Genomic DNA, 9,573 nt, shown 5'->3' with positions numbered 1-9,573 from the left:
CCCCCACCCCCACCCCCACCCAACAACCCAAGGGCCCGACTCAGATCAGGTCTGTGTCAGGCAGTACCTCGCACCTCGATACCCCACGTGTCCTTGCTCCACGCGTCCAGCTCCTCCCGAACGATCCGGTTACGACGGACCGGCCGGACAGCCCTTGTAGGCCAGGCGCCCGGGGTGCGCTGAGTGCAGGTCTCGGTACTGGCTGAACCAGGTGACAGAAGAACGAAGGGCCCGGCTATGCCGTGGATGGGCGCGGTCGGGCTCTTCGCTGGATTTGGGGGCGAGCCTGAGGCCTGAAGGCCAGAGTGTGAGGGCGCTGGAGAGGAAGCCGGTCCACTCGGTGGCGGGGAACGGGGAGGGGAGGTGCCCGGCGGCGGGGTGCTTCGAGCCGCGGATGGCTGTGTCACAGGGGGGAGTTCGGCGACCTCGACGCAGTTCTCACCGGCTTTGCTGTGATGCTTCGGCCTCGAAATCGGGAAGGGCGTTGCCTTCAAATGTCCTTGTAGCTCGACCGGCCGGCGCTGAACGAACGATCCATCGTCCGTGAAGCGGTGAACGAGCACAAACGCCGGAAACTGGAGGAGTCCTCGGCCATCGGCTGCGTGAGCTTCGCGAAGAGACCGCCCTGTCAGGTCGTGTTCCATTGCCGGCGATCTTGCTCGCAGCGCCCATCTCGGCTCCGAAACGGGCGCTACGAGCAAGACCATGGGGACGTCAGGAGGTCCACTCCTTGACCTTCTCGATCAGCTTCGTGGGGTGGTCGCCCACCGGGGTGACGTTGAGGCGGGTGACCCCGGCGGCGCGGAAGGCCTCCACGCGCTCGCGCACGTACGACTCGGGGCCGACCAGGTTGGTCAGCTCCACGAACTCGTCGGGGACCGCCGCCGCGGCCTCGTCCTTCTTCCCGGCCAGGTACAGGTCCTGGATCTTCTCGGCGGCCTCCTCGTAGCCGTAGCGCTGGGCCACCGTGTTGTAGAAGTTCTTGCCCTTGGCGCCCATCCCGCCCACGTACAGGGCGATCATCGGGCGGGTGAACTCCAGGAGCTTCTTGACGTCCTCGCCCTCACCGATGGCGAGCAGACCGCCGGCGGAGATGTCGAGCTCGCCGAGGGAGGCGTCGCGCTTGGCCCTGCCCTGCTCCAGGGCCTTGCCCCACACCTTGTCGGCCTTCTCCGGGATGAACAGGTGGGGCAGCCACCCGTCGGCGATCTCGGCGGTCATCTCGACGTTCTTCACCCCGAGGGAGGCCAGGTAGATCGGGATGCTCGAACGCACCGGGTGGTTGATGATCTTGAGCGGCTTGCCCAGACCGGTGCCCTGCTCGGGCGGCAGGGGCAGGGTGAACACGCCGCCGTCGTGGGTGAGGCGCTCCTCGCGCGCCCAGATCTTGCGGCAGATCTCGATGGTCTCGCGGGTGCGGGCCAGTGGTTTGGTGTAGGGGATCCCGTGGAAACCCTCGATGACCTGTGGCCCGCTGGCGCCCAGACCGATGATGGCGCGACCGTCGGAGAGGTAGTCGAGCCCCGCCCCGGTCATCGCGACCAGGGTGGGGGTGCGGGTGTACATGGGCAGGATGGCCGAGCCGATCTCCACACGTTCGGTGCGGGCGGCCAGGTAGCCCATGAGGGTGGGGCTGTCGTAGCCGTAGGCCTCGGCGACCCACACGGTGTCCAGTCCGGCCTTCTCCAGTTCGACGACCTGGTCGACGGCGGCCTTGGGCTCGCCCGCGTACTGGAGCGGCATCGAGATGCGCATCTGCTGTCCTCCCGGTGGGGCCGGACCCCGGCCCGTGGCGATCCTGGTGTCGGCGTCACTGTACTGCCGAACGGTATTCGGTAGGTGACCCGCCTCACCTATGGATGCGTGCCCCGATCATGCCCGAGCCCGCCCGCGCCAGGCCATCTCCGATCCGTCCCGCATCCTCGTGCTCGCCCTGGAGGTGCCGCTCCGGGCCGTCCTGCCGCCCGCCTTCGGGCGATCCGCCCAAGGCCTGTCCGCCCAGGCCACGTCCGTACATGAAGGGGCGAGGCCTCCGGAGAAACCGGAGACCGCGCCCGAACGCCCCTCGCCCCGACCGGGCGGCGCCGACCCTACTCGGGCTCGTCGCCGGTGACCAGGGGCAGCGACTCGTCGGCGGCCCACGCCGTCATCGAACCGTCGTAGACGGCCACGTCCTCGCGACCGGCCATGGCCAGCGCGTGGGCCACCCCGGTGGCCGCGATCCCGCCGCCGCAGTAGGTGACGGGCGTGACGCCGGGGTCGAGCAGCCCCTTGGCCGCGAACAAAGTCCGCAGTTCGTCCGCCGACTTGAGCGTTCCGGTGGTGGGGTCGGTGACCTCGCTCACCGGCAGGTTGATGCTGCCGGGGATGTGCCCGGCGCGGGCGTAGCTCTTCTTCTCGCCGCTGTAGGTCTTCGGGTCCAGCACATTGACCAGGACGGTGTTCGGGTCACCCAGGGCCGCCCGGACCTCCTCGGTGGAACGCAGCAGCTCGGGGCGTCGGTGCGCCTCGAAGGTGCGCGCGGTGGGGGTCGGCGACGCGGTGTCGGTGACCGGGTGGCCGGCCGCCTTCCAGGCGTTCAGGCCGCCGTCCAGGACCTCCACGTCGTCGAATCCCTCCAACCGAAGGTGCCACCACAGGCGCGTGGCCCAGAAACCGTTTGACTGGTCGTAGACCACCACCCGCGCGCCCGGGCCGATCCCCAGGGCGCCCGCGCTCGCGGCGAACCGTTCCGAGGACGGGACGGTCCACGGCGCGGGGGCGCCGGGGTCGGCGAAGTCGGTCAGCAGGTCCGCGAAGTGTGCGCCGGGGATGTGCTCGGAGTCGAAGGTGGCCCGCCCCGACTCCACGGTGTAGGGGCCCTGCTCGGGCATGCTCAGGTGCGTGGTGGCGTCCAGGAGGACGAGGTCCTCGTCGTTCAGGTGCTCTGCCAGCCAGGCCACGCCGACGGTCGGCGCGCTGTTCGATGCCATGTCCGCAATTCCCCCTCGGTTCGAAACGCTTCGCAGATCATCAACCTCGTGCGACGCACACTTGTTCCGCTCCCGACCGGTGCCCTCGCACAGGAGAACGCCGGCCGGGAGGGACCCGGCCGGCGTTCGTTGAGCGCGATCGTCAGCTCTTGTAGGTGTGCTCCTCGGCCGGGAAGGCGCCGTTGACGACCTCGTCGGCGTAGGTGGAAGCGGCATCGCGCAGCGTCTCGCCCAGGTTCGCGTAGGTCTTGACGAACTTGGCCACCCGCGGGCTCAGACCGGCCATGTCCTGCCAGACCAGTACCTGCGCGTCGGTGCCGGCGCCCGCGCCGATGCCGACGGTGGGGATGGACAGCTGCTCGGTGACCTGGGCGGCCAGGTCCGCGGGGACCGCCTCCAGTACCAGGGCGAACGCGCCGGCGCGCTCCAGTTCCTTGGCGTCCTTGAGCAGGGCGGCGGCGGCCTCGCCCCGACCCTGCACCCGGTAGCCGCCCAGGGTGTTGACCGACTGCGGGGTCAGGCCCACGTGCGCCATCACCGGGATACCGGCGGACACCAGCATCTCCACCTGCGGGGCGACGGAGTGGCCGCCCTCCAGCTTCACGGCCTGGGCGTTGCCCTCCTTCATGAAGCGCGAGGCGGTCTCCAGCGCCTGCTGGGGAGAGCCCTGGTAGGAGCCGAAGGGGAGGTCGGCCACGATCAGCGAACGCTTGGTGGAACGGGCCACCGCCGCGGACAGTGGGACGAGTTCGTCCACCGTCACCGGGACGGTGGACTCGTAGCCGTAGACGACGTTGGCGGCGGAGTCGCCGACGAGGAGGACGGGGATGCCGGCCTCGTCGAAGATCCGGGAGGTGAGGGCGTCGTAGGCGGTCAGCATCGGCCAGCGCTCGCCGCGCTCCTTGGCGCGGGCGAGGTCGCGGATGGTGACGCGTCGGTTGGTGACCCCGCCGTACAGGGCGTTCCCGGCGGAGGGGGTCTGGGCTGTGGTGCTCATGGTGTTCTTCCTCCGTTGTCTCGAAGCACCGCTGTGGGTGTCCCCGGACATGTGGACGAGAAGGGTTGTCGTGCGCAACCGGTGCGCGTGTGTTCCCCGGAGGGAACGGTGTGCTCGTGCGGGATTGTTCCCCGACACCGTGTCCTTCCGTGCCCCCCGCCGGAACGGTGGGGCGAGAACAGGCGTGCGAGGGCCGCACGGGAGCATCATCCCATGCCGACCCCGTCGATTTCGACCCGGGGCGGGGGGCGAATTCACACCGTCGAACAACCGGTGCTTCGCCTGTGGTGTCGTGGAGTCGGGGCGCCGGCCGGGTCGACGAGCGGGAATTTCCGTGATCTTTTGTGACACCGCTTCCGGTGACCGTCCCTGCTCTCCAATGCCTCACCAGGTGAGATGCGGCTCACCCCCCTACGGCTAGCATGACGGAGCGCCCGGCGGGCGGGCGTGGTGATCGAAAGGTGTCCCCTTGGACCAGCGGACGGCGTACCGGCGCAGATGGGGTGGGCTCGCGGTGCTCATCATCTGCCTGTTGGTGGTCGTGGCCGACAACACGATCCTCAACGTGGCCCTGCGGACCCTGTCCGACCCGGTGGACGGGGTGGGTGCGAGCCAGGCGCAGTTGGCGTGGGCGATCAACTCCTACACGCTGGTGTTCGCCGGGCTGCTGTTCACCTTCGGGGTTCTCGGCGACCGGTGGGGGCGCAGACGGTTGCTGGCCTGGGGGCTGGTCGTGTTCGGCGCCGCTTCGGCGCTGTCGGCGTACTCGCAAAGCCCCGAACAGCTGATCGCCTCGCGCGCGGTGATGGGTTTCGGAGCCTCCATGGTGATGCCGCAGACCCTGTCGGTGATCACCAACGTGTTCCCCTCCCAGGAGCGCGGCCGGGCGATCGGGATCTGGGCCGGGGCGGTGGGTCTGGCGATGGCGATCGGGCCGTCGGCGGGAGGGCTGCTGCTGGAGAACTTCTGGTGGGGCTCGATCTTCCTGGTGAACGTGCCGTTCGTGCTGATCGGACTGGCGCTGATGTTCGTGCTGATCCCCGAGTCCCGGGACGAGAACGCCGGTCGTCCGGACGTGGTGGGCGTGCTGCTGTCCATCCCCGGCCTGGTGCTGTTGATCTACGGGATCATCACCGCGGGGGAGCGGGCGTCGTTGGCGGACTGGGACGTCTACGGGGCCCTGTTGCTCGGGGTCGCGGTGATCGTGCTGTTCCTGGTGCACGAGTCACGGGTGCCCGACCCGTCGTTGGACGTGCGTTTCTTCCGCGACCCGCGGTTCAGCGTGTCCATCGCCACGATCATGGTGCTGTTCTTCAGCATGGCCGGGATCATCTTCTTCCTCAGCTTCTACTGGCAGAGCGTGCGCGAGTTCTCCCCCTTCATCGCGGGGTTGCTGGTGTTGCCCGCCGCCATCGGGCAGATGGTGTTCGCGCCGCTGAGCACCACGCTGGTCCGGTGGGTGGGCGCGCGAGTCCTGGCCGCGACCGGCGTGGCGATCGTGTGCTGCAGTTTCCTGTTCTACACGCGGATCGAACAGGACACCCCGCTGCCGTTCATCATCACGTTCTTCTTCCTGCAGGCGTCGGCGATGGCCGTGGTGCTCACCCCGGCCACGGACGCGATCATGTCGTCGGTGCCGCCGGGCAAGGCCGGTGCGGCGTCGGCGGTGCAGAACACGGTGCGCCAGATCGCCACGGCCATGGGCGTGGCCGTCCTGGGCGCGGTGATCTCCTTCCACTACCGGTCGGTGATGGCGCCCACCCTGCGGCAGGTGGCGGACGAGACCGACGCCGACCCCGAGCGGGTCCGGGTGGCCGGGGAGTCGATCGAGGGCACCATGGCCTTCGCCCGGAGCCTGGGGGAGCCGGGGGCGGCGTTGGTCACGCCCGCCAAGGAGGCCTTCCTGGAAGGGCTGCACCTGGCCGCGACGGTCTCGCTGGGCTTCGGGCTGGTGGGCCTGTTGGTGGTGCTGGTGTGGATGCCGCGTGGTGCTCCCGCCCCACGCCGGGGCGATGAAGTGAAACCGGCGTCGGAGCAGGAGGGGCGTCCTCGGAGCGACCGCTGAGCGCGGCGGGTGGGCTCGGCCCGGGCACGGCCCCCGCACACGACCTACCATGGGCGACATGCGTCTGACCGCCTTCACCGACGTCTCCCTGCGCCTGGTCATGCGGCTCGCCGTCGCCCGGGAGGGTGAACTCCTCACCACACGTGACGCCGCGGGCATGTTGCACGTGCCCTACACGCACATGGCCAAGGCCGTGGCGCGCCTGGCGGAGATGGGGCTGGTCGAGGCCCGGCGCGGGCGCGGAGGCGGGTTGCGACTCACCGAGGCGGGTCGGCGCTCCTCGGTGGGGGCGATCGTCCGTGAGCTGGAGGGCGCGGGTGACCTGGCCGGTTGTGAAGATGATCCGCCCTGCCCGCTGCGCGCCGCCTGTCGACTGCGCGTGGCGTTGTGGCAGGCGCGTGAGGCCTTCTACGTCTCCCTGGACGGGGTGTCCGTGGAGTCCCTGGTGAGCTCGCCCACACGACAGACGCTCACTTTGCTGCGCGAGGACGGTTCTCCGGTCGAGAATCCGGTTTGACCTGGCCTTTTTCTTAACCTGACCCCGGTGATGGGTGCCTGATTCACGCGTTTAATATGCATTTCAGATACCAATTATCGATGCCGGGGCCCGGTCCCGGCCCAGGAGGAAGCGTGCTCTCCAACGAGTCCGCGGCCACGGTCCGCGCCACGATCCCCGCCGTCGCCGGAGCCCTCGACGACATCACCGCCCGGTTCTACGACACGATGCTCGGCGAGCGCCCGGAGCTCCTCGACGGGCTGTTCAACCGTGGCAATCAGGCCAGCGGGGAACAGCGCAAGGCCCTGGCGGGATCGATCGCCGCCTTCGCCACGATGCTGCTGGAGAACCCGGACGAGCGCCCCGACGCCCTCCTGTCCCGCATCGCGCACAAGCACGTCTCCCTCGGGATCACCGAGGACCAGTACGTGATCGTCCACAAGTACCTCTTCGGCGCCATCGCGCACGTCCTCGGCGAGTCGGCCACCCCCGAGGTCGTCGCCGCCTGGGACGAGGTGTACTGGCTCATGGCCGGTGCCCTCATCGCCATGGAGGCGGGCCTGTACCAGCAGTTCGGCGGCCGTGACGTGTGGCGCCCCTGGACGGTGACCGAGCGGCGCGAACAGACCGCCGACGCGGTCACGCTCACCCTGGAACCCGGTGACGGCGGCCCCGCCCCCGACTTCCGTCCCGGCCAGTACGTCAGCGTGCGCGCCCAGATGCCCGACGGCGTCCACCAGGCCCGCCAGTACTCCGTCTCCGGTTGGGACGGCAGCCGGCGACTGATCACCGTCAAACGCCTGCGCGCGGGGGAGTGGAACCCCGCAGGTGAGGTCTCCACCCTCCTGCACGGCACGGCCGCCCCCGGCGACACCCTCATGGTCTCCACCCCGGCCGGCGACGTCACCCTCTCCGACGGCGACCACCCCCTGGTCCTGGTGTCGGCCGGTATCGGCTGTACCCCGATGGCGGCCATGCTCCGTCACCTCGCCGAACACGCCGCCGACCGTCGGGTGGTCGTCCTGCACGCCGACCGCACGCCCGCCGACCACGCCCACCGCGAGGAGCTCAACGAGCTGATCGAGCGGCTGCCCGGTGCCACCGCCCACGTCTGGTACGAGCAGGACCACACCGAGGCCGGAGCGTCGAAGGACGTCACCGTGCGTCCCGGCACCATGGACCTGGGCCCGATCGAGATCCCCGAGGGCGCCGAGGCCTACCTGTGCGGCCCGCTGCCGTTCATGCGCGAGGTGCGCGCCGGGCTGCTGGACGGTGGGCTGCCCGCGCGTCGGGCGCACTACGAGGTGTTCGGTCCCGACCTCTGGCTCGGCCAGGACTGACCGGTGAGGCGGGGCGCCCGTCCCCGAACGCGCGCCCCCACCGCCTTCGCCGGTGGGCGAATCCGGATGCCCTGGGAGGCCCGAGCGGACATACTCGACACCATGCGGTCACACGATTCCCCCACCGTGTTCGTCGGGCGCCACGCCCAGCTGTCCACCCTGACCCGGAGCGGGTGCCGAACCCGAAGGGAGGGTGCCCGCACCGTCCTGGTCCGCGGCGAGGCCGGGGTCGGCAAGACCCGCCTACTGGAGGAACACCTGCGGGGTCTTCCGGAGGACCGCGTCGCCGTCGGCGGCTGCCTGGAGGCCGGCAGCGACGGCATCCCCTTCGCCCCCTTCACCACCCTGCTGCGCGAACTCCTGCGTTCGGGCGGACCCACCACCGACCCCGCCGTCGACCTCGGCCGGTTGCTCCCCGAACTGGGCGAGGCCGGCGACCGCACGGACGAGGGGCGGGCCCGTCTGTTCGAGTCGGTCCTGACGTTCCTGGAGGAACGCGCCCGCCCCGACGGGCTCACGCTGGTCCTGGAGGACCTGCACTGGGCCGACGCCTCCACCCGTGACCTGCTGGTCTTCCTGCTGCGCAACCTCGGTCCGGCCCCCGTTCACCTGTTGGTGAGCGTGCGCACCGACGACCTGCACCGCACCCATCCGCTGCGCCGACTGCTGCCCGAACTACAGCGCCTGCCCGAGGTCGACCGGTTGGACGTGGAACCCCTCTCCCGTGAGGAGGTCGACGGCCAGGCCACCGCGCTGCGCGGCGCCGGGCTCGACCCCGCCGACCTGGACCTGCTCTGGGAACGCAGCGGTGGCAACCCGCTGTTCGTCGAGTCCCTGCTGAACGACCACGGCCGCGCCGGGGCGGCGCTTCCCGAAGGCCCCCGCGAGCTGCTCCTGGCCTCGGTCGAGCCCCTCCCCGAACCCACCCGTCGCGCCCTGGGGCTGGCCGCCACCGCGGGGAGCCGGGTCCCGCACACCCTGTTGGCCGCCGCGGCCCGCCGAGCCGGGACCACCGAAGAGGAACTGGAGGAGGCGTTGCGCCCGGCCATCGACGCCAAGGTCCTGCGCACCACCGAGGACGGCTACGTGTTCCGGCACGCCCTGCTCGCCGAGGCCGTCCACGCCGACCTGCTGCCCGGCGAACGCGTACGCGCCCACCACCGCTACGCCGAGGCGCTCCGACGCGGCATGCCCCGCATGTCCGAACGCGAACGGGCGGTCCAGCTCGCCCACCACGCCCACGCCTCGCACGACCAGGCCCTGGCCCTGGAGACGGCGTGGAGCGCCGCCGACCAGGTCGCCGCCGTCGACGCCTACCCCGAACAGCTGGCCCTGCTCGAACGGGTCCTGGAACTGTGGGAGCAGGTTCCCGACGCCGGTGAGCGCACCGGGCTGCAACGCGTGGACGTCCTGGTCCGCGCCGCGCAGGTGTGCCTGGTCGCCGGATCGGTCCGTCGTGCCATCGACTACGCCGACGACGGACTGACCGAACTCGGGGCGACCGACCTGCACGAGGAGATCGACGAGGAGAACCCGCCCGCCGAGGCCGAACGGATCGCGTTGCTGCGCCACGCCCGCGCGCTCGCCCTCAAGGAGATGGGTCTGGACGGGGCGCTGGAGGAGCTTGCCGAGGCCTCCGTGCTGCTGCCGGACGACCACCCCGAGGCCGCCGCGATCCTCGCCGCCTTCTCCGCCACCCTCAT

Annotated in this window: 7 protein-coding genes and 1 pseudogene; 4 read left to right on the top strand and 4 right to left on the bottom strand. The window is 70.5% G+C overall.

All coding sequences use genetic code 11. The features are described 5' to 3' along the window. Window positions 1–306: 306 nt before the first annotated feature. From K8V84_RS13165 to panB, 4 genes and pseudogenes are all read right to left on the bottom strand, one after another. Window positions 307–494, bottom strand: a pseudogene (locus K8V84_RS13165) (DUF397 domain-containing protein); the annotation flags it as partial. A 220-nt stretch (window positions 495–714) separates the two neighbouring features. Next, on the bottom strand, window positions 715–1,755 hold the full coding sequence (locus K8V84_RS13160; RefSeq protein WP_304074547.1) for an LLM class F420-dependent oxidoreductase: 1,041 nt from the start codon (window positions 1,753–1,755) through the stop codon (window positions 715–717). Between the two features lie 335 nt (window positions 1,756–2,090). Next, entirely contained in the window at window positions 2,091–2,972 is an 882-nt protein-coding gene (locus K8V84_RS13155) for a sulfurtransferase (protein ID WP_304074545.1), read from the bottom strand. 142 nt (window positions 2,973–3,114) lie between these two features. Continuing rightward, window positions 3,115–3,969: a 3-methyl-2-oxobutanoate hydroxymethyltransferase gene (panB, locus tag K8V84_RS13150; RefSeq protein WP_304074543.1), complete on the bottom strand. Its 855-nt coding sequence runs from the start codon at window positions 3,967–3,969 to the stop codon at window positions 3,115–3,117. A gap of 469 nt (window positions 3,970–4,438) precedes the next feature. Between panB and K8V84_RS13145 the strand changes: the two genes are divergently transcribed. The 4 genes from K8V84_RS13145 to K8V84_RS13130 form a co-directional block, all read left to right on the top strand. Continuing rightward, window positions 4,439–6,034 (top strand): MFS transporter, encoded by a 1,596-nt coding sequence (locus K8V84_RS13145; protein ID WP_304074541.1) that lies wholly within the window; start codon window positions 4,439–4,441, stop codon window positions 6,032–6,034. Between the two features lie 58 nt (window positions 6,035–6,092). Beyond that, a complete protein-coding gene (locus tag K8V84_RS13140; RefSeq protein WP_304074539.1) occupies window positions 6,093–6,551 on the top strand; it encodes an Rrf2 family transcriptional regulator in 459 nt (152 codons plus the stop codon). A gap of 113 nt (window positions 6,552–6,664) precedes the next feature. Continuing rightward, on the top strand, window positions 6,665–7,870 hold the full coding sequence (locus K8V84_RS13135; RefSeq protein WP_304074536.1) for a globin domain-containing protein: 1,206 nt from the start codon (window positions 6,665–6,667) through the stop codon (window positions 7,868–7,870). A gap of 102 nt (window positions 7,871–7,972) precedes the next feature. Then, window positions 7,973–9,573 (top strand): AAA family ATPase (locus K8V84_RS13130; protein ID WP_304074534.1); only part of this gene is annotated, 1,601 nt, incomplete at its 3' end.

The sequence above is a fragment of the Nocardiopsis listeri genome, from assembly GCF_020741345.1.
GTDB classification, from domain to species: domain Bacteria; phylum Actinomycetota; class Actinomycetes; order Streptosporangiales; family Streptosporangiaceae; genus Nocardiopsis; species Nocardiopsis listeri_A.
This window is presented reverse-complemented; position numbering and strand designations above follow the sequence as displayed.

What these genes read in the sequence shown, in the direction of transcription:
- K8V84_RS13155 (WP_304074545.1), bottom strand. Translation starts at nt 2,972, where the DNA reads ATGGCATCGAACAGCGCGCCGACCGTCGGCGTGGCCTGGCTGGCAGAG.
- K8V84_RS13160 (WP_304074547.1), bottom strand. Translation starts at nt 1,755, where the DNA reads ATGCGCATCTCGATGCCGCTCCAGTACGCGGGCGAGCCCAAGGCCGCC.
- K8V84_RS13140 (WP_304074539.1), top strand. Translation starts at nt 6,093, where the DNA reads ATGCGTCTGACCGCCTTCACCGACGTCTCCCTGCGCCTGGTCATGCGG.
- panB (WP_304074543.1), bottom strand. Translation starts at nt 3,969, where the DNA reads ATGAGCACCACAGCCCAGACCCCCTCCGCCGGGAACGCCCTGTACGGC.